Consider the following 23,591-nt stretch of genomic DNA (forward strand, 5'->3'; position numbering starts at 1 on the left):
AGTCAATGGGGATGGAGCACCGGTGCCGAAGATCGTCGACTACGCCCAGCGTCGCCGCGACATCGTCGACGCGACGATGCGGATCATCGCGCGCCAGGGCCTGCCGGGGGCGACGATGCGCGACATCGCCGCCGAGGCGGGGTTCGCCAACGGCGTCGTCAAGTCCTACTTCGGGTCGAAGGCCGACCTCCTCGCCGCGACCTATGTCGACGTCTACGAGGCGACGAATCGCCGCGTCGTCATCGCCACGGCGGGCCGGAGCGGGCTGACCGCGCTGCACGCGTTCGCCGCCGAGGTCGTTCCCCTCACCCCCGAGCTCCGCGACGAGGCCCGCGTCGTCCTCTCCTTCCTCGCCGAGGTGGCCCAGGATCCGGTCCGGGCCCGCGAGGTGCGGGCGACGATGGCCCGCTGGCGGGAGTGGATCCGCGGGTGGCTCGCCGAGGCGGCCGCTGCGGGGGAGATCTCCGCTGAAGTCAGCATCGACGTCGAGACCGACATCCTCCTCACCTACCTCTACGGGGCGCAGACGACGTCGATCCTCGGCGGGGAGAGCTTCGACTTCGAGGGATTCCGGACCCAGCTGAGCTACCTCATCGCGCGGCTCGACACCAGGCATGTCGGAACCCGGCATCTCGCAACCGGAACGCGCGAATCCAAGGAAACGGCACAGGCAGGCAGGTGAGAGCGATGACGCTGATGGAGAGCACGGCCGCGGACTTCGACGATTGGCGCAGCCTCGTCTCCGACTCGTTCGTGCCGCTCGAGACCGACCCGCAGCGCCGCGGAGCCTTCGCCGGCTCGATCAGCGCCCGAGACTACGACGCCGTCGTCATGTCCCACATCTGCGCCAACCCCCACGCGGTGCTGCGCACCCCGCGGCTCATCGCCGGCGGGGGAGAGGACTACTACAAGGTCTCCCTCCAGGTCAGCGGGCACGGTCTCCTCGTCCAGGACGGCCGCGAAGTGCCTTTGGCGCCGGGCACTCTCGCCCTCTACGACACGTCCCGGCCGTACACGCTCAGCTTCGACACCGACTCGACGTCGTACGTCATGATGTTCCCGCAGTCGCGGGTCACCCTGCCGCAGGACAGCGTCGCCCAGCTCACGGCGACGGCGATCGGCGCCGGCCACGACCTCGGCGCCGTCGTCTCCGATGTCATCGTCCGCGCCGGCACGATGCTGCCGACCCTGACCCGCTCGGTGGGGATCAGGTTCGCCGGCAATATCGTCGACCTGCTCACGACGGTCATGGCCGATGAGCTCAGCGACGGCGCCGAGGTGCCCGATGAGCGACAGCGGCTGTGGACTCAGGTCATCGCCCACATCGACGACCACCTCGGCGATCCGACGCTGTCACCGGCGACGATCGCAGCCGCGCACTTTATGTCCGTGCGCGCCCTCCACCAGCTGTTCGCCGGTGGGGAGAGTGTGGCCGGGGAGATCCGCCGACGGCGCATCGACCGCTGCCGGGTCGACCTCGCCGATCCCCTGCAGAGGCACGTGCCGGTCGCCGCGATCGGCGCGCGGTGGGGGCTGCCTGATCCGGCGCACTTCTCCCGCCTCTTCCGCAAGGTCGTCGGTCAGCCGCCCGCCGTCTTCCGCCGCACCCACCTCGAATGACCACTGTCGTTGCGTGACCCAGGTTGCCGGGTGACCCTGGCCGCCGGGTGAGGCTGTGCACGGGAGGTCAAGGGGACTGCTCGGAAAGCCAAGACGCGCCGGCTGGTGGCGCGGCAGGGTGGGGAGAACAATGACGTCTGTGAGGTGAACGACATGAGCGCTGCCACCGGGAATTCCCACGGCCCCGGCCAGTCCAGCAGTTCCGGCCATGCCGGCGGCGCTGGTGGTCCGGGCGGCCCTGGTGATCGCAGCGGCATCGGTCACTCAAACGGTCCCGTGCGTTCGCACGGTCACGGTCCGGCGGCTGCGAGCCTCGATGCGCGGAGGATCGGCACCCCGGCACTCGTCTTCATGATCATCGCCGCCTCGGCGCCGCTGACGGTCGCCGCCGGCGGACTGCCGAGCAACTTCGCGGTCACCGGACTCCTCGGGATCCCGCTGTCGTTCATCATCCTCGGCGTCATCCTCATCCTCTTCGCGATCGGCTACGGGGCGATGAGCCAGCACGTCCACAATGCGGGCGCGTTCTTCGCCTACATCGCCAAGGGGCTGGGCAAGCGGATCGGCGTCGGAGCCGCGCTGACGGCGCTCATGTCGTACAACGCGATGCAGATCGGCATCGTCGGGATGTTCGGCTTCGTCTTCTCCTCACTCCTGAACTCGTTCTTCGGGCTCACCGTCTCGTGGGTCGTGTGCGCGCTCATCGGCTGGGTCGTCGTCGGTCTCATGGGCATCGCCCGGGTCGATTTCTCCGCGAAGATCCTCGGCATCATCGTCACCACGGAGTTCCTCGTCGTCGTCATCTACGACGTCATCGGACTCTCGAACAGCCCCGAGGGGCTGTCGACGGCCGGCTTCGCCCCCGGTGACCTCTTCGTCCCGGGGATCGGCGCGGTGCTCGCATTCTCGATCGCGGCGTTCATGGGCTTCGAGTCCGGGGCGATCTACAACGAGGAGGTCAAGGATCCCAAGCGCACGGCCGGACGGGCGACGATCATCGCGGTGTGCCTCATCGCCGTCTTCTACGCCTTCTCCGGCTGGGCGATGGTCATGGCCGAAGGTCCCTCGCAGCTCGTGCCCCGCGCCCAGGAGCTCGGTCCCGATCTCATGTTCGCCTACCTCGGCGAGCACGCCCCGGTGTGGTTCGTCGACCTCGCGAACCTCCTCTTCCTCACCTCGCTGCTCGCCGCTCTCGTCGCGTTCCACAACATCGTCGCCCGGTACTTCTTCGCCCTCGGCCGCGACAGTGTGCTCCCGTCGTTCCTCGCCCGCACTTCACGACGGTCAGGCGCGCCCGTCGCGGGATCGCTCACGCAGTCGGCGCTCGCCCTCATCGTCATCCTCGTCTTCGCGGCCGCGGGCGCCAGCAGCACGGATCCGCTCTTCCCCGTCGTCACCCTCTTCACGTGGCTGACGAACATGGGGGCGTTCGGCCTCGTCCTGCTCATGGCGCTCACCGCGCTCGCCGTCATCGGGTTCCTCCGAACCCAGCGCGCGGAGTACTCGACGTGGGTTCGGCTCATCGCGCCCGGCATCGCGGCCATCGGACTCTTCGTCCTCTTCTTCGCGATCGTCGCGAACTTCGACGTCCTCATCGGCACGACGGAGCCGACCGTGCTCTCGTGGCTGCTGCCGCTCCTCGTCCTCGTGCCCGGGCTCATCGGCACCCTCTGGGCCTTCTGGCTGCGCGGCAGCCGGCCCGAGCTCTATGCAGGAATCGGATCCGGTGGAAGTCTGGGATGAGGACCTGCATGAGACGAGGATCTGCATGAGACCCCGCGACCCTGACAGTCGGCGTCGACCCGACCGTTGGCTTCCACCCGACCGCACCCGTCCCACTCACCGAATCCGAACCGAAGGAGCATCATGAGCACCGACCTCACGACCTACGATGGACTGCTCGCCGCGATCAACGACCCGGCGGGTCGCGAGATCACCGACCCGGCGACCGGTGATGTCATCGGCTGCACCCACGAGGGCACCGTCGCCGACATCGACGCGGCCGTCAGCGCCGCGGTCGCAGCGCAGCCGGCGTGGGCCTCGCGCCCCGTCGCCGAACGCAACGACCTGCTCAACAAGGCCGCCGACGCCATCGAGGCCTCCGCCGAGGCGCTCGCACAGCTGCTCTCCCGCGAGGCGGGCAAGCCGCTCAACGGGCCCAACGCGCGCTTCGAGGTCGGCGCCTGCGCGGCGTGGCTGCGGGCGAACGCGGCCTTCGTGCTCGAACCCGAGGTCCTCGTCGACGAGGACGGCACGCACGCCGAACTCGTCTACGACCCGGTCGGCGTCGTCGGCGCCGTCGGTCCGTGGAACTGGCCGATGATGATCACCGTGTGGCAGCTCGCCCCGGCCCTGAAGATGGGCAACGCCGTCGTCGTCAAGCCCTCGGAGTACACACCGCTGTCGGTCCAGGGCCTCATCGCCGTCATCAATCAGGTGCTGCCCGCCGACGTGCTCTCCGTCGTCGCCGGTGACGGGGCCGTCGGTGCGGCGCTGACCGACCACGACGACGTCGACAAGATCATGTTCACCGGCTCGACGAAGACCGGGCAGGCGATCATGCGCTCGGCCGCTGACAACCTCGCCCGGCTCACCCTCGAGCTCGGCGGCAATGACGCGGGCATCGTCCTCGAGGACGCGGACCCCAAGGCAATCGCCACCGACCTCTTCTGGGGCGCGTTCATCAACACCGGTCAGACCTGTGCGGCGATGAAGCGACTCTACGTCCCCGAGTCCCTCTACCAGGAGGTCTGCGACGCCCTCGTCGAGGTCGCCGCGCAGATGCCGATGGGTGTCGGCCTTGACGAGAACAACGTGCTCGGTCCTCTGCAGAACAAGCAGCAGTACGACATCGTCGCCCGTCTCGTGCAGGCGGCAAAGGACGGGGGAGCGACGGTGCTCGTCGGCGGAGACCCGCAGGAGGGCCAGTCGGGATACTTCTACCCGACGACGATCGTCGCCGACATCGACAACGACAACCCGCTCGTGGCCGAGGAGCAGTTCGGTCCCGCCCTGCCGATCATCAAGTACACCGACCTCGACCAGGCGATCACCTGGGCCAACGAGCTCGAAGTGGGGCTCGGCTCCTCGGTGTGGGGGTCCGACCTCGACGAGGCCAAGCGGGTCGCGGCGCGACTCGAAGCCGGCTCGACGTGGATCAACAAGCACGGCGCCATCGATCCTCGCGTGCCCTTCGGCGGTGTCAAGAAGTCCGGTTACGGCCTCGAGTTCGGTCTCGAGGGCCTCAAGCAGGTGAGCGTCCCGCACGTCATCTCCTGGTGACCAGTCGTCTCCTGGGGTGTGCTAGCTCCTAGGTGATGGCGACATTCGGCCGTCCGGCCGGGTCCGGTTGATCTGATCCCGGGCCCGGTCGGGCCATATCTGGGGTTGGGTTGCCTCTCGGAGTGGCAGACTCTTCCGGCAACACGGCGACGCCGTACAACAGAGCGCCTCGATCCTTCGGCCACGCGGCAGTGCCCGCAACTCAGAACGGTGGCGGCTCGCCGTTGTCCCAGACCCATTCCTGCTGAGGGGACGCCGGCCGCCGGACGATTCCCATGCGCTTGACCCAGCCGGGTCTCCCGATTTCGCCCTGCGGACCGGGACAGTCGTCGGAGATGCGCGTGTCTCCCGATTCCGGCAGCGATTGCTCGGGCGGCGGTGGTTCCGGCGGCGGTGGTAGCTCGGGAGGTGGCGCAGGTGGCGACTCGGGCGGTGGCTCGGGTGGTGGTTCGACCGTGGCGAACTGCCTGGCGTGCTCGACGTTGACAGGGTTGTCCCCTGCAACGAGAATCGCGCTCACTCCGTGGGCGAAGCGGTACCGGAGGAGGCCGGCGGACTCCATCCACACGGCGTACTTCCTGTCCGTCTTCGCCTGGTGGTGCGATTTGCAGAGGGGATGGAGGTTGCCGAACACGGTGAGTCCGCCGTGTTCGGGGTCATCGTGGTCGAACGGAATGATGTGGTCGACTTCTGAGGATTCTGCTCGCCGTCGGCATCCGGGGACGGTGCACGACTGCCATTGGGCGATGAGCGTCTGTCTCACCGTCTGTGGAATGTAATAGCTCTTGGCCTGGGCATCGACCGGAGTGCCGGTGGCGGGGTCGGTGAGGATCCGCGACCACGTCGAGCAATGGCCGGCGACGCGTCGCGCCATGTCCGCCGGAACCGGTGAGCCGTCGGAGAACGTCCCCGGCAGCTCGGACTGGTCGAGCAGTGACATGAGCGGCACCGTCATGATCATCCGGGCCTGATTGGCGAACCAGAACCCTGTGGTCGGCAGGGAGAGATTGAGACCGAGGAGAGGACGACCCTCCTCGTCGCGGTCGACGTCGACCGCCTCCTCGAACCGATCGGCCGCCGCGGTGAGGGCATCGGCGATGTCGGCGACGCTGCGCACGTGCTCGGTGTCGAAGGGGATCTCCCGTGTGGTGACCTCGCCGGTGTCGGTGTCGTGGGCCCGCACCTCGATGCCGACCTGGGGCCTCGTCTGGGTGAAGATGTCGAACATCAGAGCCATGATCGTGCGGTCGTCTTCGATGACGGCACCGGACGGGAGCATGTCGGCGAACGGTGCGGTGCTGTTGTTCCGGATCGCTTTGGCGAAGGCTTCGATGCGGAGGAAACAGGCTTGGAGTTCCGCTGAGGGGCCGGTGATCGTCAGGCACGACGTGCCGTCCGGATGGGTGGTGAGGTCGACGCGGCGGTGGTCGAAGGCACGCTCGCTGCGCTCCTCGACGGGTTCGACCACGCTGATCTTCATGGCCAGGGACTTGCGGAAGGTCTCGATCGTGACATCGGCGCGACGCCGCGCGAGGTAGCAGTCGATCTCCGGCAGGTGGGCGAACCCGATGTCCTTGCACAGACGCGCGGCGGCGACGACGTGGGCGTAGGTGAAGTCGCCGGCGAGGCAGCGCTCGTGGAACTTCGGCAGTCCGTGGATGAGGAGCATCGCCGTGGTGATGTGGGTGTAGGTCGTGGTGATCGAGTTGCCGAGGATGGTCGCGAGCTCCGCGATGTCCTCGGCGTGGGAGTGCGCATGGACCCAGCCGTCGATCGACTGGGTCTCGCGGAAGCGCGGGAAGCCGGGCAGGACTGCCGTGTCGGAGGCTTCGCCGTCATCGCGTTCCGAAGGCACTTTTGGACTGTCCGACGCCGTATCAGCCTGGTCGTCGCGGGTGCGCGCCCGCGCGAAGCGTCGAGCGGTCTCGGTCAGGCTCGCGTGCCGGTACGGTTCGTCCGCATCGGGATTCATGAGGTTGAGGTGGTCGATGACCTCGTCGTGGAAGAGCGCGGCAGTCGTCTCGAGCGCGGTGAGCTGGGCCCGGTCACACGCGGAGTAGACGTCGACGGCAGCGGCGAAACGGGAGTCCGGATCGACATTGATGCGCCGGCTGTTTCGGCCAGGCTGGGCTCCGGAGGGGACTGATTCGGTTGTGTCGGTCACGGGGATTCACCTGTCTTCCCACGTCAACGTGGTTAATGACATCAGTGTAGTTCACGACGCAAGCGAAGTCAATGGGTTTCTCGAAACTGATTCGAACGCAAAAATCGATAGATTCTCTGTGCTCAGCGATTTTCGGAGCCCGCGATGACATGCGAACGCCCTCCCACCTCGGCGAGCGAGGGGAGAGGGCGCGCGGATGGGAGGGGAGGGTCAGTCCTCCCGGTAGGCGTTGTCGATCGTCTCCGGCATGCCGTCGATGACGTCGACCTCTTCGACGTGATCGTCGGCGAGGGCGTCGACGTCGAGATCGTCGCCGCTGAGCTCGGCGACCTCGGAGTCGTCGTCGCCGTACGAGACCATGTCGTCCCCGTCGCGGTTGCCCTGCTCGGCGGCGGTCGTCGGGTCGGTGTCGAGGTCGCCGTCGAGCGCGGGGGCGTCCTGTTCGTCGTCCCAGCCGGCGTCGGCGATGAGGGCGTCGTCGGCGCCTTCGATGCCGGTGCCCTCGGGCCCTTCGGCGCCAGGTTCGACGTAGGGCTCGCTGTCCTCGTCGTCGATCTCGTCGAAGTCGTCCGATTCGGCGTCGTCCTCGGCTTCGTCGGCGGTCTCCTCGAGACTGGTGAGGTCGACCCCGGTGGGCTCGGCGTCGTCCTCTTCGAGCTCTTCCTCGTCGAACTCGTCGTCCTGCGTGAGGAAGTCGTTGTCAGCGGGATCGGTGTCGTCTGCCCAGGTGTCGCCGGTGCTCATGGTCGCTCCTTGGTTCGGGTCGGTACATCCTTATTCTTGCACCGTTGCGCGGCGGTGGGCACCGGCGGCGGAAAGTGCCCGGGAATCGGTCGCGCCGGACGGATCCCCTGCAGAGATCTCCGGGATCTCCCCAGCTCGCCGAGGTGGTCCCGCGATTCCCGCGCCCGCCCGGTCCGGGGCCGGCGCGGTCCGGAGCCGGCGCGGTTGGGGAAGCTCCGCGCCGGGCCCTCTCCACGTCTCGAGCGTCCTCAGACGGTCACGCCGTTGACTCCTGCCGCTGCGACCCCGTTCGACTCGGATGCGCCGAGGCGCGACCCTGACCCCGCAGCCGACCCTGACCCCGCACCCTGAGACCCCGGCGTCACTGCGAGCAGCGAGTCGAAGACCCGGCCTAGTTCGCGGTCGGCGTCGGGCACGCCGGCGACCGAGCGGTAGGCGACGTAGCGGTCGGGGCGGACGATGACGACGCCGGAGGAGCTGATGCCGCGGTTCTTCATCCACGCCATCCGCACGTCGACGAAGTCGCAGCCCTCGAGGCCGACGGTGTGCGCTCTCAGCGGCAGGCCGCGCTCGGCGGCCAGCCGGTTCGCGGCATCGACCCATCCCTGGCCGTCCTCGCCGGCGAGGACGAGGAAATGCCCGCCGGCGACGAGGTCACCGAGCGCGATGCGCTCGTTCGACTTCTCGACGAAGGCGTGGGGGAGCGGGTGCCCCGGTTTGGTCGAGGGCTCGTAGAGCCGCACGGGGTCGATGGGGGAGTAGTCGGGCGACCCGTCGGAGACGATGGCCGCGGAGTCGTACCGATACCCGAACTCGACGTTGTGATGGCGGAACTCCATCGTCTGCGTCCCGATCGCCTTGTTGAGCGCGTGGCGCTTCTCCGCAGCGTTGGGCAGCGAGTCGTCCCAGATCGGCTCGAGTTCGGCCCAGTTGTCCGTAGCGGAGGCTTCGGGCGAGAGGTTGAGCGCCTTGTCGATCGTGAAGTGATTCATCGCCGAGGCGACCGCGGCGTCGACATTGTCCTGATCGACCGGCTGGCGCTCGGCTTCGTAGGTGTCGAGCAGTGCGTCGTCGGCCTTGCCGGCGAGGACGAGGGAGAGCTTCCACGCGAGGTTGTACCCGTCGTGGATCGCGGAGTTGAGCCCGAGTCCGCCGGTCGGCGGGTGGCGGTGGGCGGCGTCGCCGATGAAGAAGACGTCGCCGGTCCTGAACCTCTCGGCCACGACTCCCTCCATGATCCACGGCGAGACCTTGTGGACCGTGAGCGCCGAGCGGTCGACGCCGAGGACGGTGCACAGGCGCTCGATGACGAGATCGTCTCTCAGCGCGTCCTTGTCGTGCGTCGCGTAGTCGAGATGCACGACCCACTCCTCCGAGGTCGTGCCCCAGTGCTCCGGTCCCATCGCCACGAGGACGCCGGAGGACCACGATCCGCCGAACTCCGGATTGACGAGCCAGCGGATGAGCACATCGTCGTCGCGGGCCGACTGGGAGAGGTCGGCGGAGAAGTGGACGGAGACCATCATCATGAGGTCCGTCGGACCGGTCATGCCGACGCCGAGGGCCGGGCCGATCGTGCGCCCGCGGTCGGCGGCGATCGCATAGCGGGCACGCACGGTGTACTCGGTGTCGGTGTCCTTGTCGAGCACCGTCGCGCGCACGCCCTCGTCGAGCTGCTCGATCGCGGTGACCTCGTGATTGAAGCGCACGCCTCGCGGGTCGGGATGGAGCGTCCGGGCGTGGTCGAGGAGGAGCGGTTCGAGGCGGATCTGGGGCAGATTGCACGTGCGCTTCGCGCTCGCCGCGATGTAGTCGGGGTCGGTGTAGCCGCCGCCCCACACCTCGAGATGGCCGAGTCGGCGCCCGGAGTACCGGTGGTCGCCGACGAGGCCGGCGTACCACCCGGTGGCCTTCATGTTCTCGGCGGGCGTGCTGCGCTTCTCGACCTCCGGGGCCACGCCGACCTCCTCGAAGATCTCCATCGTGCGCTGATTGAGCACGTGGGCCTTCGGCAGCTTCGAGGTGTAGGGCAGCGAGCTGACGAGCAGGTGATCGACGCCGAGCTTCGACAGGTTCATCGAGGCCGACAGTCCGGCTCCGCCGCCGCCGATGATGAGAACGGGTACTTCGATATCAGCCATGGTGCCTCCTTGCATCCCGGCATCGGCGTTGCGATGCCACAGGCTCTGATCCGACTTCTGCGCCACGATCGGTCGTCGCGTGGTGTCCACCGTATGAGCTGAATCACGACATTGCAAGAGAAAAAAGATATTTTCAGCAAACGTCGACAGATGGCTGTTCCATCTATACTGGCGCTATGCCTGCACCTCGAGCCGGAAGCACGCTCTCCGCGGAAGCCTATGATCGCCTGCGCGCCGAGCTGCTGCGCGGAAGCTTCACCCCGGGCTCGAAGCTGCGCATCGGCGAGATCGCCCGCGGATTCTCCGTCAGCGCCTCGGTGCTGCGGGAGGCGATGACCCGGCTGGCCCAGGACGGACTGCTCAGTGCGAGTCCGCAGCGCGGCTTCTCGGTTCCCGAGCTCACCGTCGGAGCGCTCGAGGATCTCACTCGGGCCCGCCGGATCATCGAAGCCGCCGCCCTGCGCGAGTCGATCGCCGATGGGAGCCTGTCGTGGGAGTCGGATGTGCTCGCGGCTCACCACATGCTCGAGCGCACGCCCTTCACCGACGGGGGCGGGCACATCACCGAGGAGTGGGGGCATGTGCACCGGGCGTTCCACGAGGTGATCCTCGCCGGCGGCCGCAGCGAGACGCTGGCGAAGGTGGCGACCGACCTGCGGGCGCGCTCGGCGCTCTTCGTCCACTGGTCGCGCGAGCTCGTCGTCGACGAGTCCCGTGACGTTCCCGCTGAGCACCGGGAGATCGCCGAGGCGACGGTGGCCCGTGATGTCGAGCGCGCGGTCGATGCCCTCGAGTGCCATATCCAGCGGTCGGCCGATGTGCTCATCGCCAGCGTCACCGCGAAGGCGAGTGCCTGAGCCTCGCGCCCGTGGCAGCTGCTCGTCCCTGGCAACTGCCGGTCCCTGAGACACAGAAGAACCCCGCGGAATCCGCGGGGTTCTTCGTGGTGGTGGCTCCGACCGGCGTCGATCCGGTGACCTTTCGATTTTCAGTCGAACGCTCTACCAACTGAGCTACAGAGCCTGGCCGCCGACATACGCATGTATGCCGAGAGAAACAAAGGCTCTTCCGAAGAAGAGCCTTATGCTCCGCGACCCTGACGGGACTCGAACCCGCGACCTCCGCCGTGACAGGGCGGCGCGCTAACCAACTGCGCCACAGGGCCTTGCTGTTGTGGTGACAGACCTTTCGATCCTACACCGTACCCCCAACGGGATTCGAACCCGTGTCGCCGCCGTGAAAGGGCGGTGTCCTAGGCCTCTAGACGATGGGGGCCTAGTTTGCTCTCGGATTCCCCGTGGGCAACGACGTTAAGCTTATCCCAACCTTTTCGGAGAATGCAAAACAGATCGCGGTGTCCTCCGTCACAGAATCCCGGCCCCGTTCGCGGGCCTCGCGCACCCGGATTCCCGTGTCAGATCCGCCCGTTAGGATCGGGGCCATGGAGCAGCTGAGCGACGAGGAATTCGATGCCATCCTCGAGGAGGCGGTCGAATCGCTGCCTGCCGGAGTCACCGACGAACTCGACAACGTCGCCCTCTTCGTCGAGGACCGTCCCGAGGACGGCAGCCGCACCCTGCTCGGCCTCTATCACGGGATCCCGATCGGCGAGCGCGGTCAGAGCGGACTCGAGATGCCGGACACGATCTTCCTCTACCGCGACAACCTCATCGCCTTCGCCCGGGACCGCGACGACCTCCGCGAGCAGCTCGTCATCACGATCGTCCACGAGATCGCCCACTTCTACGGCATCGACGACGACCGGCTCCACGAAATCGGTTGGGGGTGAGGCCGACTGACAAGGTGCCCGAACGCGATGATCCCGTGTGAGCTGGACGAAGGCTCGCTACCGGCAAGTTCGGTTTGCCTTCATTGATTGGCGCTGGGCTTGACGGTTCGCCTATTGTGGGCGGGTACCCAATCAGTAACCGATACAACATTCCGTCCGTATCGAGCTGGGAAGAGCGCGAGGCTCCGGCAGTCGCGCTCTGCGTCTCCCTCTCGACCCGCGGGCAGGAGGCACGACCCCCTTATGACAGTTGCATCTGCATCCAAATCGGCCAGCGCGGCTACCCCGGCCGTTCGCGTTCTCAATCTCGCGGGCATCGACTACAGCCTGCACAGCTTCGAGCACGACCCCGCCACCCGGCGCTACGGCTCGGAAGCCGCTGACAAGCTCGGCGTCGGGTCCGACCAGGTCTTCAAGACCCTGATGATCCAGGTCGACGGCGCGCCCGTCACCGCTCTCGTCCCCGTCTCGGGACAGCTCGACCTCAAGGCCCTCGCCTCGGCGCGCAGCGCGAAGAAGGCGCAGCTGGCCGGGGTCGCGGAGACCGAGCGCCGCACCGGCTACCCGGTCGGCGGCGTCTCCCCGTTCGGGCAGCGCCACGCCGTGCCCGTCGTCATCGACCGCACCGTGCTCGAGCACGCCTCGGTCTTCGTCTCAGCCGGCCGCCGCGGCCTCGAGATCGAGATCCGACCCGAGGACCTCGTCATGCTCACGAACGCGCAGGTCGCGAAGATCGCCGCGCTCGACTGAGCAGAAACACTGGGGCGACAGCCTCACACCCACTCCACGTCGCCGACCTCCGGCTGGGCCCGCCCCGCTGTGAGGTCGGCGAACATCGTCAGGGCCGGGTCCACCTCGGCGACGGGGACGAGGACGTCGAGCGTCACCTCGGCGCCGTACTCCGCCCGCACCGACCAGCCGCGGACGCCCGCCGCGCGCTCGAGGGCGTTCGCCTGCGCGTAGTCGACGGTCGCCCGCACCGGCACGAGCTCCTGCTTCGTGATGATCGATGCCTCATCGACCGCCGCCGAGGCGGCCTGGCCGTAGGCGCGCACGAGCCCGCCCGCACCGAGCAGGGTTCCCCCGAAGTACCGGGTGACGACGGCGAGGACGTACGTGAGGTCGCGGCCGGCGAGGACGTCGAGGATCGGGGCGCCCGCCGTGCCCGCCGGTTCCCCGTCGTCGCTGAAGCGCTGCGTGCGCGCATCGGGATCGAGGATGAACGCCGTGCAGTGGTGGCGGGCCTTCGGATGCTCCGCGCGGCGGGCAGCGATGATCTCCCGGGCCTGCGCCTCGGTCTCCACCGGGGCGATGAGGCCGAGGAACCGGGACTTCCTGATCTCGATCTCGGCTGCGGCGGGGCGCGCGATCGTCCGGTAGGGCATGAGGTTCACTGTAGTCCGCGGACCTGGCCTCCCAGTGCTCTACCCTTGAGCGTAGGCGGCGCCGAGGCTGCGCCGCGCGCCCCGGTCAGGGGCCCGGACGAGCGCGAGAGGTGACGATCATGGAGCAGTTCAGCGACGCGGAGCTCGCGGAGATCAGGGACGAATCCGCCCGCGCCTACGACCTCGACCGGGCCCACGTCTTCCATTCGTGGTCGGCGCAGAGGACGCTCGACCCGATGACCGTCTCCCGCGCGGCGGGCTCGTACATCTACGACGGTGAGGGCCGCCCGCTGCTCGACTTCTCCTCCCAGCTCGTCAACACGAACATCGGCCACCAGCATCCCAAGGTCGTCCAGGCAATCAAGGACCAGGCCGATCTGCTCTGCACGATCAGCCCCGCCTACGCCAACGCCGCCCGGTCGGAGGCCGCGCGCCTCATCACCGAGCGCACCCCGGCCGGCCTCGACCACGTCTTCTTCACCAACGGCGGGGCCGACGCCAACGAGCACGCGATCCGCATGGCCCGCCTCCACACCGGCAGGCACAAGGTCCTCTCCCGCTACCGCTCGTACCACGGGGGCACGCAGACGGCGATCAACGTCACCGGCGATCCGCGCCGGTGGAGGAACGACCTCGGCGATTCCGGTGTCGTCCACTTCTTCGGCCCCTTCCTCTACCGCTCCGAGTTCGCCGCGACCACCGAGGCGGAGGAGACCGAGCGCGCCCTGCGCCACCTCGAGCGCACGATCGAACTCGAGGGCCCGTCGACGATCGCCGCGATCGTCCTCGAACCGATCCCCGGCACCGCGGGCATCATGATCCCGAGCCCGGAGTACATGCAGGGCGTGCGGGCGCTCGCCGACGCCCACGACATCGTCCTCATCGCCGACGAGGTGATGGCCGGCTTCGGCCGCACCGGCCGGTGGTTCGCCTTCGAGCACTTCGACATCGTCCCCGACATCATCACCTTCGCCAAGGGCGTGAACTCCGGGTACGTCCCGCTCGGGGGCGTCATCATGGACGATGCCATCTACGACTCCTTCGCCGAGGTGGCCTATCCCGGAGGTCTGACGTACTCCGGTCACCCGCTCGCGTGCGCGGCCGCGGTCGCGACGATCGACGCGATGGAGAACGAGGGCATGGTCGCCCACGCCGCCCGGATCGGCGAGGAGATCATCGGACCCCGTCTGCGGCAGATCGCGGAGGCCTCGAAGCATGTCGGCGAGGTCCGCGGGACCGGGGCGTTCTGGGCGATCGAACTCGTCTGGGACAAGGAGACGAAGGAGCCGCTGGCCCCCTACGGCGGCGGCTCACCCGAGGTCGCCTCGGTGCTCGCCGCCCTCAAGGAGCACGGCCTCGTCGCGTTCAGCAACTACCACCGCATCCACGTCGTCCCGCCGATCAACATCGGCGAGGACGACCTCGAGAAGGGCCTCGGCATCCTCGAGACGGTCCTCACCGACCTCGACTTCCCGCGCCGCTGAGCGCCCTCCCGCGCCGCTGAGCTACCGGGCGTCGTGGGTGAACGCGCCGCCGAGGACGGTCGCGCGGACGGGGATGCCGGCGATCTCGTCGGGGGCCACCTCGGCGGGATGGGCGTCGAGGGCGACGAAGTCGGCGAACTTCCCCCGGGTCAGCGTGCCCTTGTCCGCACCCTGCCCCGAGGCGACGGCGGCGACCGAGGTGTAGGCGGCGACCGCCTCGGCGGGGGTGAGCCGCTCGGCCGCCGCACCCATGACGTCGCCGTCCCGGGTCGCGCGGGTGACGAAGGCCTCGATGCCGCGCAGCGCCGTGCCGTCGGCGCACGGGCGATCCGAGCTGCCGGGCAGCAGGACCCCGGCGTCGACGAACGACTTCGCCCGGTAGAGCAGGCGGCGGCGCTCGGGTCCGAGCGACCGGTTCATCCCGTCGCCGATCGCCTCGGCGAACGCGGCCTGCGGGGTCACCGCGATGCCGTGTTCGGCGAGCGTCGCCAGGTGCTCGTCGTGGACGAGCCCCGCGTGTTCGATGCGGTTGGGCACCGCCCGCCTGCCGTGGAGTCTCTGCGCTTCGACGATGTTCGCGATCGCCGCATCGACGGCGGCGTCGCCGATCGCGTGGACGGCCAGCGACCACCCGGAGGCGTACGTGTCGAGGATCTGGCGGCGCAGCACCTCGGCGTCGGCCTGGAGATACCCGCGATGATCGCGGCCCGCGTAGTTCTCCCGCAGCGCGGCGGTCTCCCCGCTCATCGCCCCGTCCATGAAGAACTTCACCGGGCCGATGCTGATGAGGTCGTCGCCGAGGCCGGTGCGCAGTCCCGCGTCGAGGCCGATGCCGAAGCCGTCGGCCGGGTTCGCGGCGATCGCGTGGAGGCCGTCGGCCTGCGGCATCAGCTGCGCCCGGGCCCGCAGCCTCCCCTCCTCGCGGGCCCGCAGGTACGCGGAGATCTCGATGGGGGAGTGGCCGATCCAGCCGTAGGCGATGCCGCATTCGCCGAACGAGGTGATGCCCTCCTTCGCGTACTGCGTCGTCGCGAGATCGAGGGCCTCGACGATCGTGTCGAGCGAGTACGGGCGGATGAGGTCCTGGACGAGGCCCTGCGCGGTCTCCTCGACGAGTCCCGTCGGGTGGCCGGCCGGGTCGCGGACGACCTTCCCGCCGACCGGGTCGGTGAAGCCTCGGTCGAGGATGCCGGCCCGGCGCATCGCCTCGGTGTTGACGATCGCCGCATGTCCCGAGGTCTGGCGCATGAAGAGGGGCCGGCTGCCGGTGATCGCATCGAGGCGGGCGAGCTCCGGGTACTGCCCGTCGTAGTCGCGGTGGGCGAAACCGGTCGCCTCGATCCACTCGCCCTCGGGTGTCGTCGCCGCCGCCTGCTCGAGGGCCGCGTAGACGTCGGGCAGCCCCCCGGGCATCGCCGTGACGTCGACGGAGGCGAGTGTGAGGCCGAACCACGTCGTGTGGCAGTGGACGTCGTTGAAGCCCGGCAGCACGGTCGCCCCGCCGAGCGATTCGACGCGGTCGGCGGTGACGCCGTCGAGTTCCTCGTCGACGCCGACGATCCGACCGGCGAACACCCCGATCCGCTGGGCCCGGGGACGGGCGGGGTCGAGGGTGTGGGCGTCGAGATCCGTGAAGATCGCGTCGATTCTCATGGGGCTGCCTTCGTCGTGGACGTCGCTGTCACCGGTGACCCGGTCTTCTCGAGTCTGCCATCACAGCCGGGCGCCGCGGATCGCGGGGTCGGTGATGCAGTGGACGAGCGCCGGGCCCCGGTGGTCCAGCGCGGCGGCGAAGGCCTCACGGAAGTCCGCGGTCCGCTCGACCCGGATGCCGAGTCCGCCGAACGCCGTGGCCATCGCCGCGAAGTCGGGGTTGTCCAGGGCGGTGCCCGTCGCGCGGCCCGGGTAGTCGCGGTCCTGGTGGCCGCGGATCGTGCCGTAGACGGAGTTGTCGTTGACGACGATCGTGAGGTCGATCCCGTACTGCGCGGCCGTCGCGAGCTCCTGGCCGTTCATGAGGAAGTCCCCGTCCCCGGCGATGCAGAAGATCGTCCGGTCGGGGGCGACGAGTCCCGCGGCGACGGCGGCCGGCACCCCGAAGCCCATCGACCCGTTGCGCGGCCCGAGTGCCGAGGGGAAGGCGTGCGTGGGCAGGAACCGCGTCGCCCATCCGGAGAAGTTCCCCGCCCCGTAGGTGACGATCGCATCCTCCGGCAGCAGCTCCCTGACGTGGGTGAACGCCTCGTCCATGTCGACGAAGCCGGGGCCTGCCTCCGCTTCGGCCGGCGCCGGCTTCGGCACCCGCCATGCCTCGAGCTCGGCGCGGGCCGCGGTGATCCACGCAGGCAGCTCGGGCGCGGCCGCGCCGCCGGACTCCCCTTCGCCGACCTCGTTGACCGCGCCGTCTGCGGTCACCGCGTAGTCCGGGGTCCCGTCCGCGGCGACGAGTCGGGCGGCGAACCGGCTCACCGAGGTGACGATGTGCTCATCGAGGCGCCCGAAGTGACCGTGCGCATCGGGGTCGGGGCCGATGACGATCGTCTTCTGCTCCGTGCCGAGCGTGAACCCGTCGGTGGCGACGTCCGTGCGGACGCAGCCGAGGAAGATGTGGAGGTCGGCCTCGGCGAACACCCGCTCGGCCACCGGGGCCGCCCCGTACCCGAGGATGCCGAGGAAGTTCGGGCTGTCGTGGTCGATCCCGTCGTAGGCGCGGAATGTGCCGAGCACCCCGAGACCCCGGTCGGCCGACCAGCGGGCGATGCGCTCGGCCGTGGCCTGCGGCCAGTCCTCCCCGCCGATGATGAGGACGGGACGCTCGGCCTGATCGATGCGGGCCCGCACCTCGGTGAGGTCGCCGTCGTCGGGGGCGGGCACCCCGACGGTCAGGGGCGGCAGCGCCGAGGCGGTCGTGCGCTGGGTCAGCACCTCCTCGGGCAGGCCGACGACGACGGGACCCGGCCGGCCGGTGACCGCGGTGTGCAGGGCGTCGGCGACCACCTCGGCGGCCTTGTCCGGATCATCGAGGACGAGGACCTTCTTCGTCGTCGAGCCGAACCACCCGGTGAGGTCGAACTCCTGGAACGACTCCCGACCGCGGTGGGAGGTGGGGATGAGGCCGACGAAGACGACGAGCGGGGTCGCGTCCTGGTGGGCGGTGTGGACGGCGGCCATGACGTTCGCAGCGCCGGGACCGCGGGTGACCATGGCGACCCCCGGGACCCCGGTCATCCGCCCCTCGGCCACGGCCATGTACCCGGCCCCGCCCTCCTGGCGGCAGACGATCGGGGTGATCGGCGAATCGTGGAGTCCGTCGAGGACGTCGAGGTAGGACTCGCCCGGGACGAGGTAGGCACGGCGGACGCCGTGGGCCTCGAGCTCGCGGACGATGAGGTGGCCGGCGGACAGCGACTCTGATGCATCCATTCCTCATGCTTATCACTCTTTCGTCTCAAGTGGGCACCGCGGTGGCGAAACGGATGAGGGCAGGCCGTATGATCGTCAGCACAACGGATTTCGCACCACGCCAGGAGGCTCCAGCATGACCGGCATCGACTCCGACGATCTTCCGGGACGGGCGATCTTCACGCCCGAACCGTCGGCTTCCGGAGGAGGTGCGCGAACGCCGCTGCGACCGGGGTTCCTGACGAGACCGGAGAAGGCGAAGCTCGAACGCGACCCGGGAATGCCGGCGAGCACGTGGCGGCTGCGCTCGGACGCGTGGGAGTACCTCAAGTACGCGATCAAGCGCCTCGTGATGAGCGGCGGGGACTTCTCGATGATCGCCGCCGACGGCGAGGTGTGGCGGTCCCTGCGGTCGCTGAAGACCATCGAGCTCTACTGGGGCGGGTTCGGGCAGCGCTACGTCGAGGAGATCGCCGAGCTCCTCTCCGACGGCGAGTTCGACCGAGCCCACGACATGATCACCCGCGCGGTCAACCGGCTGCGCGGGACGACGGTGCCCGACCTCCTCGAGGACGAGCTCACCGAGGAGGAGCGCAACGAGCTGCGTGACCGGCAGGACCAGCGTCCCCGGTTCGAGGTCCTCATCGTCGACGAGACGACCGAGGGCGGGCGCGACGAACTCCACTCCGACCTGCTCAAGCTTCGCAGCCCCTCCGACCAGTTCATCTACGACTACGTCATCGTCCCCACCGCCGATGACGCCGTCGTCGCGGCGCTGACGAACCCCAACCTGCTCGCGTGCGTCATCCGGCCCGGATTCACCGACCGCACCCGCGAGGTGCTCAGCCGTGACCTCCGCACCGCCGTGGCCTACGCCCACGAGGGGACGACGTCGTCGCCGACCGGCCCGATGAGCCCGCTCAACTCGGTGCGCCGGGTGCTGCGGCTGGCCGACACGCTCGCCGGCATCCGCCCCGAACTCGACCTCTACCTCATGGCCGGGGCGCACATCGAGAGCCTCGCCGGGGCGCTCACCCACCGCTTCCGCCGCGTCTTCCGCCGGGAGGACCAGTTCGAGCTCCACCTCTCCCTCCTCCGCCGCGTCCAGCACCTCTACGACACCCCGTTCTTCGCCGCGATCCAGGAGCACGCCCGGCGCCCCGCCGGGGTCTTCCACGCCCTGCCGGTCTCCCGCGGCGGATCGGTCGTCGGGTCGAAGTGGATCAGCGACTTCGTCGACTTCTACGGCCTCAACCTGCTGCTCGCCGAGACGAGCGCGACCTCGGGCGAACTCGACTCCCTGCTCGCCCCGGTGCGCACCCTGAAGAAGGCGCAGTCCCTGGCCGCCCGCGCGTTCGGTGCGAAGCGCACGTACTTCGTGACGAACGGGACGTCGACGGCGAACAAGATCGTCCACCAGGCCGTCGTCGCCCCCGGCGAGGTCGTCATGGTCGACCGCAACTGCCACAAGTCCCACCATCACGCGCTCATGCTCACCGGGGCCCGGGCCGCCTACCTCGAGGCGTACCCGCTCAACGACTTCGCGTTCTACGGCGCGGTGCCGCTGTCGCGGATCAAGCAGCTCCTCCTCGACTACCGGGCCGCCGGTCGCCTCGACGAGGTGCGGATGATCACGCTGACGAACTGCACGTTCGACGGCATCGTCTACGACCCCGAGCGGGTGATGGCCGAATGCCTCGCGATCAAACCCGACCTCGTCTTCCTCTGGGACGAGGCGTGGTTCGCCTTCGCCCGCTTCCATCCCGTCACCCGCAAGCGCACCGCGATGTCGCGGCCGAGCGGCTCGATGAGAACCTGCGGACGAACGCCCACGACGCCGCGTACCGGGAGCAGCGGAAGCGGCTGTTCGATCCGGTCACCGGGGAGCCGGCGCCGGACGAGGTGTGGCTGAACGAGACCCTGCTCGCCCCGCCGGATGCGACGATCCGGGTGTATGCGACGCAGTCGACGCACAAGACCCTGACCGCGCTGCGGCAGGGGTCGATGATCCACGTCTACGATCAGGAGTTCGGAGCCGGCGCCGAGGAGGCCTTCCACGAGGCGTACATGACGCACACCTCGACGTCGCCGAACTATCAGATCCTCGCCTCCCTCGACCTCGGTCGCCGGCAGGTCGAGATGGAGGGCTTCGCGCTCGTCCAGAAGCAGCTCGACCTCGCCGTCAGCCTTGCCTCGGCGGTGGCCCGGCACCCGCTTTTGAAGAAGACGTTCCGCGTGCTCACCGCCAAGGACCTCATCCCCGCCGAATACCGGGAGACGACGCGGTCGATGCCGCTGCGCGACGGCCTCGGGACGTTCTGGAGCGCGTGGACGACGGACGAGTTCGTCGTCGACCCGAGCCGGATCACCATCGAGATCACCGGCACCGGCGTCGACGGGGACACGTTCAAACACGAATACCTCATGGACCGCTACGGGATCCAGGTCAACAAGACGAGCCGGAACACCGTGCTCTTCATGACGAACATCGGCACCTCCCGGTCGGCCGTCGCCTACCTCATCGAGGTGCTCGTCAAGATCGCCGAGAAGTTCTCCGACCCGCACGCGCTCACCCGGGCGAACGCAGCGACGGAACTCGCCGCCGTGATGCCGCCGCTGCCCGACTTCAGCGCCTTCGCCCCGGAATACGCCGCCGAGGTGCCCGCCGAGGACCCCGAGGCGCAGCTGCCCGACGGGGATCTGCGGTCCGCGTACTACGCGGGTCTGCGGCAGAAGTCGGTCGAGTACGTCCTCCCGCACGAGCTGCGCCGCCGCGTCGACGCCGGGGAGACCCCCGTCTCGGCCGGGTTCGTCACCCCGTACCCGCCCGGCTTCCCGGTGCTCGTGCCCGGTCAGGTCATCACCGCCGAGGTGCTCGACTTCATGTCCGCGCTCGACACCCGGGAGATCCACGGCTACGACGCGCGCCTGGGCTATCGGGTCATCCTCGCGGAGGTCGCCGGAGAGGCGGAGACGACCGGCTGAAACCAGTGTGACTTGTGCCATACTCGGTGCATGGACATTCAACTCGAACCCGGAGACATCGACACCGCGGTTCCGCCCTCGGGACCCGGATGCGTCGAATGCGAAGCCACGGGCGGCTGGTGGGTGCACCTGCGCCGATGCGCGGCCTGCGGTCACATCGGGTGCTGCGACACCTCCCCGTCGCAGCATGCGAGCAAGCACGCCGCGGAGACCTCGCACCCGGTCATCCGCAGCTACGAGCCGGGCGAGACGTGGTTCTACGACTTCCGCACCGAGCAGGTCTTCGACGGACCCGAGCTCGCGCCGCCGGAGTCTCACCCCGCATCCCAGCCGGTGCCCGGGCCCGCAGGCCGCGTTCCCGCGGACTGGATGGACAAGGTCCACCGCTGAGCGCCCCCACCCACGAAAGGTTCCGTCATGGCCAGTGACAAGTCGATCCATCAGCAGATCAACGACGCCGTCGAGGAGGAGCGCGAACTGCGCCGCCGCCTCGGTGCCGGTGAGATCACCGAGGAGCAGGAGCACCAGCGCATCGCCCAGCTCGAGGGCGAGCTCGATCAGCTCTGGGATCTCCTCCGCCAGCGGCAGGGGGAGCGCGATGCCGGACGCGATCCCAACCTCGCGAAGGAGCGTCCCGTCAGCGAAGTCGAGAACTACCTCCAGTGACGGACACCGCAGCCCCTGAGACAACCGCCGATTTCGTCGTCGTCGGGTCGGGGGCGGGCGGCGGACCGCTCGCCGCGAACCTCGCCGCGGCGGGGTTCAGCGTCGTCGTCCTCGAGGCCGGCCGCGATCACCGGTGCCGGTACTACGACATCCCCGTCATGCAGGCCTATGCCAGCGAGGACGTCGACATGGTGTGGAACTTCTTCGTCTCCCACTACGACGATCCCGACCGCGGAGCGCGGGATTCGAAGTGGGTCGACGAGGAGGGCGGGATCCTCTATCCGCGGGGCAGCACGCTCGGGGGCAGTACCGCGGTCAGCGCCCTCGTCCACATCGCTCCGCAGCCGCGGGACTGGGATGCCCTGGCGTCGCTGACCGGGGACGAGACCTGGGGCAGTGCGCACATGCGGACGATCTTCGAGCGCGTCGAGGACTGGCAGGGCGTCGACGCCCGTCCCCTGCCCGGCGACACCGAGGCCGAGCGCGACCAGAAGGCGCACCACGGGCACGGCGGATGGCTGCCGACGACCCGGGCGGATCCGGCGATCGCCGGTCGCGAACCGCGGTTCCTCGACATCATCAACGCCACCGAGGCGACGAGCCGGGAGAGGTTCGACATCCCCGCCGAGGTGTCCCTGCCGCGTGACATCAACGCCGCCGACACCCCGCCGGAGTACCAGGGCATGTCGTTCGTGCCCGTGGCCGCCGGCGGTGGGCACCGCAACGGCGCCCGGCAGCGACTGCTCGCCGCGCGGGATGCTCACCCGGAGAAGCTGACGATCATCGAGGATGCGCTGGCCACGCGGGTGGTCCTCGAGGGCACCCGGGCCGTCGGGATCGAATACCTGCCCGGTGCCGGGCTCTACCGGGCGACCCCGGAGGCGCGCCGGTCCGCGGAGGCGTCGCCGGCGGCCCGCATCGTGCGCGCCCGCCGCGAGGTGATCATCGCCGGCGGGGCGTTCAACACCCCGCAGCTGCTCAAGCTCTCCGGGATCGGTCCGGCCGCCGAGCTGCAGGAGCTCGGCATCCCCGTCGTCGTCGATCTGCCGGGGGTGGGGGAGAACCTCCACGACCGCTACGAGGTCTCGGTCGTCAACGAGCTCGACGCCGACTTCCCGATCTTCGACGGGTCGACGCTCGACCTGCCCGCACCGGGCGAACCCGATGACCACCTCATGAAGGAGTGGAAGGACGACCGCGGCGGCCCGTATTCGACGAACGGGTCGCTCGCGGCCCTCGTCGCCCGCACGAGTGCCGCCTCCGATGACGGCACCGATGTCATCGTCTTCTCCCTCGCCGCGGACTTCCACGGGTACTACCCGAACTACTCGTACGACGCGAAGCCCCACCACAACCGGATGAGCCTCCTCGTGCTCAAGGGCTGGACACGGGACCGTGCCGGGTCCGTGCGGCTGCGCTCGGCCGATCCGCGGGATGTCCCCGACATCCGGATGCGGTATTTCGACGAGGGGTCCGAGGGCTGGGAGACCGACCTCGACGGCGTCGTCGACGGGATCGAGCTCGCGCGGGAGATCGCCTCGAACATCGAGAACACCCGCATCGTCCGCGAGCTCGTCCCCGGCGCCGAGGCGGACACCCGGGAGAAGCTGCGCGATCACGTCATGGCCGAGGCCTGGGGCCACCATGCGTGCGGCACCGCGAAGATCGGCACCGCTGACGATCCGCTGGCGGTGCTCGACGGGGACCTGCGGGTGCGGGGTGTCGAGGGCCTGCGCGTCGTCGACGCGAGTGTCTTCCCCGACATCCCCGGCTACTTCATCGCCAGCGCCGTCTACATGGTCAGCGAGAAGGCGTCGGACCAGATCATCGCGGAGCACAGCGGCCGCTGAGGCGGCACCTGACGCCTCCGCCGCCGAGACGACCACTCCGCGCCGAGATCGCCGCTTATAACCGGTGGTCTCGGCGTTA

General features: G+C 69.1%; 17 protein-coding genes, 3 tRNA genes and 1 pseudogene. 12 read left to right on the forward strand and 9 right to left on the reverse strand.

What is annotated here, in order from left to right:
- Positions 1-22 precede the first annotated feature (22 nt).
- From ACFQ91_RS06550 to ACFQ91_RS06565, 4 genes are all read left to right on the forward strand, one after another.
- Positions 23-682, forward strand: coding sequence for a TetR/AcrR family transcriptional regulator (locus ACFQ91_RS06550; protein WP_198500544.1), 660 nt, complete (start codon positions 23-25; stop codon positions 680-682).
- A gap of 5 nt (positions 683-687) precedes the next feature.
- The gene (locus ACFQ91_RS06555; protein WP_198500545.1) at positions 688-1,620 is read left to right on the forward strand and encodes a helix-turn-helix domain-containing protein; all 933 of its coding nucleotides are present in this window, start codon (positions 688-690) and stop codon (positions 1,618-1,620) included.
- A gap of 276 nt (positions 1,621-1,896) precedes the next feature.
- Complete coding sequence (locus ACFQ91_RS06560; RefSeq protein WP_282959858.1) at positions 1,897-3,363, forward strand: APC family permease; 1,467 nt, start codon at positions 1,897-1,899, stop codon at positions 3,361-3,363.
- A 123-nt stretch (positions 3,364-3,486) separates the two neighbouring features.
- The gene (locus ACFQ91_RS06565) at positions 3,487-4,902 is read left to right on the forward strand and encodes an aldehyde dehydrogenase family protein (RefSeq protein WP_198500547.1); all 1,416 of its coding nucleotides are present in this window, start codon (positions 3,487-3,489) and stop codon (positions 4,900-4,902) included.
- A 202-nt stretch (positions 4,903-5,104) separates the two neighbouring features.
- Here the strand turns inward: ACFQ91_RS06565 and ACFQ91_RS06570 are convergent, their stop codons facing one another.
- The 3 genes from ACFQ91_RS06570 to ACFQ91_RS06580 form a co-directional block, all read right to left on the reverse strand.
- On the reverse strand, positions 5,105-7,066 hold the full coding sequence (locus tag ACFQ91_RS06570) for an HNH endonuclease signature motif containing protein (RefSeq protein ID WP_232623835.1): 1,962 nt from the start codon (positions 7,064-7,066) through the stop codon (positions 5,105-5,107).
- A 210-nt stretch (positions 7,067-7,276) separates the two neighbouring features.
- Positions 7,277-7,810, reverse strand: a complete 534-nt coding sequence (locus ACFQ91_RS06575; protein ID WP_137825867.1) for a hypothetical protein — start codon at positions 7,808-7,810, stop codon at positions 7,277-7,279.
- A gap of 248 nt (positions 7,811-8,058) precedes the next feature.
- Positions 8,059-9,951 (reverse strand): FAD-dependent monooxygenase, encoded by a 1,893-nt coding sequence (locus tag ACFQ91_RS06580; protein WP_198500548.1) that lies wholly within the window; start codon positions 9,949-9,951, stop codon positions 8,059-8,061.
- Between the two features lie 176 nt (positions 9,952-10,127).
- On the opposite strand from ACFQ91_RS06580, the gene ACFQ91_RS06585 reads away from it, so the two are divergent.
- Positions 10,128-10,808 carry a GntR family transcriptional regulator gene (locus ACFQ91_RS06585; RefSeq protein ID WP_137825869.1) on the forward strand — a complete coding sequence of 227 codons (681 nt, stop codon included), beginning with the start codon at positions 10,128-10,130 and terminating at the stop codon, positions 10,806-10,808.
- Between the two features lie 90 nt (positions 10,809-10,898).
- On the opposite strand, the gene ACFQ91_RS06590 is transcribed toward ACFQ91_RS06585, so the two are convergent.
- The 3 genes from ACFQ91_RS06590 to ACFQ91_RS06600 all read right to left on the reverse strand — a co-directional run bounded on the left by ACFQ91_RS06590 (position 10,899) and on the right by ACFQ91_RS06600 (position 11,226).
- Positions 10,899-10,974 (reverse strand) — tRNA-Phe (locus ACFQ91_RS06590).
- 68 nt (positions 10,975-11,042) lie between these two features.
- Positions 11,043-11,116, reverse strand: a tRNA-Asp gene (locus ACFQ91_RS06595).
- A gap of 37 nt (positions 11,117-11,153) precedes the next feature.
- Positions 11,154-11,226 (reverse strand) — tRNA-Glu (locus ACFQ91_RS06600).
- Between the two features lie 166 nt (positions 11,227-11,392).
- Between ACFQ91_RS06600 and ACFQ91_RS06605 the strand changes: the two genes are divergently transcribed.
- Both ACFQ91_RS06605 and ybaK read left to right on the forward strand, forming a co-directional pair.
- Positions 11,393-11,740 (forward strand): metallopeptidase family protein, encoded by a 348-nt coding sequence (locus ACFQ91_RS06605; RefSeq protein WP_137825195.1) that lies wholly within the window; start codon positions 11,393-11,395, stop codon positions 11,738-11,740.
- 243 nt (positions 11,741-11,983) lie between these two features.
- A complete protein-coding gene (gene ybaK, locus ACFQ91_RS06610) occupies positions 11,984-12,490 on the forward strand; it encodes a Cys-tRNA(Pro) deacylase (protein ID WP_137825194.1) in 507 nt (168 codons plus the stop codon).
- 23 nt (positions 12,491-12,513) lie between these two features.
- Here the strand turns inward: ybaK and ACFQ91_RS06615 are convergent, their stop codons facing one another.
- Positions 12,514-13,125 (reverse strand): YigZ family protein, encoded by a 612-nt coding sequence (locus tag ACFQ91_RS06615; protein ID WP_198500556.1) that lies wholly within the window; start codon positions 13,123-13,125, stop codon positions 12,514-12,516.
- Positions 13,126-13,244: 119 nt separating this feature from the next.
- Between ACFQ91_RS06615 and ACFQ91_RS06620 the strand changes: the two genes are divergently transcribed.
- Entirely contained in the window at positions 13,245-14,609 is a 1,365-nt protein-coding gene (locus ACFQ91_RS06620; RefSeq protein ID WP_198500557.1) for an aspartate aminotransferase family protein, read from the forward strand.
- A gap of 21 nt (positions 14,610-14,630) precedes the next feature.
- Here the strand turns inward: ACFQ91_RS06620 and ACFQ91_RS06625 are convergent, their stop codons facing one another.
- Together ACFQ91_RS06625 and ACFQ91_RS06630 are read right to left on the reverse strand one after the other, a co-directional pair.
- Positions 14,631-16,262 carry an amidohydrolase gene (locus tag ACFQ91_RS06625; protein ID WP_198500558.1) on the reverse strand — a complete coding sequence of 544 codons (1,632 nt, stop codon included), beginning with the start codon at positions 16,260-16,262 and terminating at the stop codon, positions 14,631-14,633.
- Positions 16,263-16,322: 60 nt separating this feature from the next.
- On the reverse strand, positions 16,323-18,032 hold the full coding sequence (locus ACFQ91_RS06630) for a thiamine pyrophosphate-dependent enzyme (RefSeq protein WP_344251446.1): 1,710 nt from the start codon (positions 18,030-18,032) through the stop codon (positions 16,323-16,325).
- 115 nt (positions 18,033-18,147) lie between these two features.
- On the opposite strand from ACFQ91_RS06630, the pseudogene ACFQ91_RS06635 reads away from it, so the two are divergent.
- From ACFQ91_RS06635 to ACFQ91_RS06650, 4 genes and pseudogenes are all read left to right on the forward strand, one after another.
- Positions 18,148-20,996 (forward strand): annotated as a pseudogene (locus ACFQ91_RS06635) (aminotransferase class I/II-fold pyridoxal phosphate-dependent enzyme).
- 30 nt (positions 20,997-21,026) lie between these two features.
- Complete coding sequence (locus ACFQ91_RS06640) at positions 21,027-21,386, forward strand: UBP-type zinc finger domain-containing protein (RefSeq protein ID WP_344251444.1); 360 nt, start codon at positions 21,027-21,029, stop codon at positions 21,384-21,386.
- Between the two features lie 27 nt (positions 21,387-21,413).
- Positions 21,414-21,662, forward strand: coding sequence for a DUF2630 family protein (locus ACFQ91_RS06645; RefSeq protein ID WP_137825187.1), 249 nt, complete (start codon positions 21,414-21,416; stop codon positions 21,660-21,662).
- Positions 21,659-23,512, forward strand: coding sequence for a GMC family oxidoreductase (locus tag ACFQ91_RS06650; protein ID WP_376871343.1), 1,854 nt, complete (start codon positions 21,659-21,661; stop codon positions 23,510-23,512). Before ACFQ91_RS06645 ends, ACFQ91_RS06650 begins: the two co-directional genes overlap by 4 nt.
- Positions 23,513-23,591 lie beyond the last annotated feature (79 nt).

The organism is Brevibacterium sp. NPDC056726, from assembly GCF_042790515.1.
GTDB lineage: Bacteria > Actinomycetota > Actinomycetes > Actinomycetales > Brevibacteriaceae > Brevibacterium > Brevibacterium sanguinis.

Coding starts and splice junctions, on each gene's coding strand:
- ACFQ91_RS06555 (WP_198500545.1), top strand. CDS start 688: ATGACGCTGATGGAGAGCACGGCCGCGGACTTCGACGATTGGCGCAGC.
- ACFQ91_RS06565 (WP_198500547.1), top strand. CDS start 3,487: ATGAGCACCGACCTCACGACCTACGATGGACTGCTCGCCGCGATCAAC.
- ACFQ91_RS06575 (WP_137825867.1), bottom strand. CDS start 7,810: ATGAGCACCGGCGACACCTGGGCAGACGACACCGATCCCGCTGACAAC.
- ACFQ91_RS06580 (WP_198500548.1), bottom strand. CDS start 9,951: ATGGCTGATATCGAAGTACCCGTTCTCATCATCGGCGGCGGCGGAGCC.
- ACFQ91_RS06585 (WP_137825869.1), top strand. CDS start 10,128: ATGCCTGCACCTCGAGCCGGAAGCACGCTCTCCGCGGAAGCCTATGAT.
- ACFQ91_RS06605 (WP_137825195.1), top strand. CDS start 11,393: ATGGAGCAGCTGAGCGACGAGGAATTCGATGCCATCCTCGAGGAGGCG.
- ybaK (WP_137825194.1), top strand. CDS start 11,984: ATGACAGTTGCATCTGCATCCAAATCGGCCAGCGCGGCTACCCCGGCC.
- ACFQ91_RS06615 (WP_198500556.1), bottom strand. CDS start 13,125: ATGCCCTACCGGACGATCGCGCGCCCCGCCGCAGCCGAGATCGAGATC.
- ACFQ91_RS06620 (WP_198500557.1), top strand. CDS start 13,245: ATGGAGCAGTTCAGCGACGCGGAGCTCGCGGAGATCAGGGACGAATCC.
- ACFQ91_RS06625 (WP_198500558.1), bottom strand. CDS start 16,262: ATGAGAATCGACGCGATCTTCACGGATCTCGACGCCCACACCCTCGAC.
- ACFQ91_RS06630 (WP_344251446.1), bottom strand. CDS start 18,032: ATGGATGCATCAGAGTCGCTGTCCGCCGGCCACCTCATCGTCCGCGAG.
- ACFQ91_RS06640 (WP_344251444.1), top strand. CDS start 21,027: ATGGACATTCAACTCGAACCCGGAGACATCGACACCGCGGTTCCGCCC.
- ACFQ91_RS06645 (WP_137825187.1), top strand. CDS start 21,414: ATGGCCAGTGACAAGTCGATCCATCAGCAGATCAACGACGCCGTCGAG.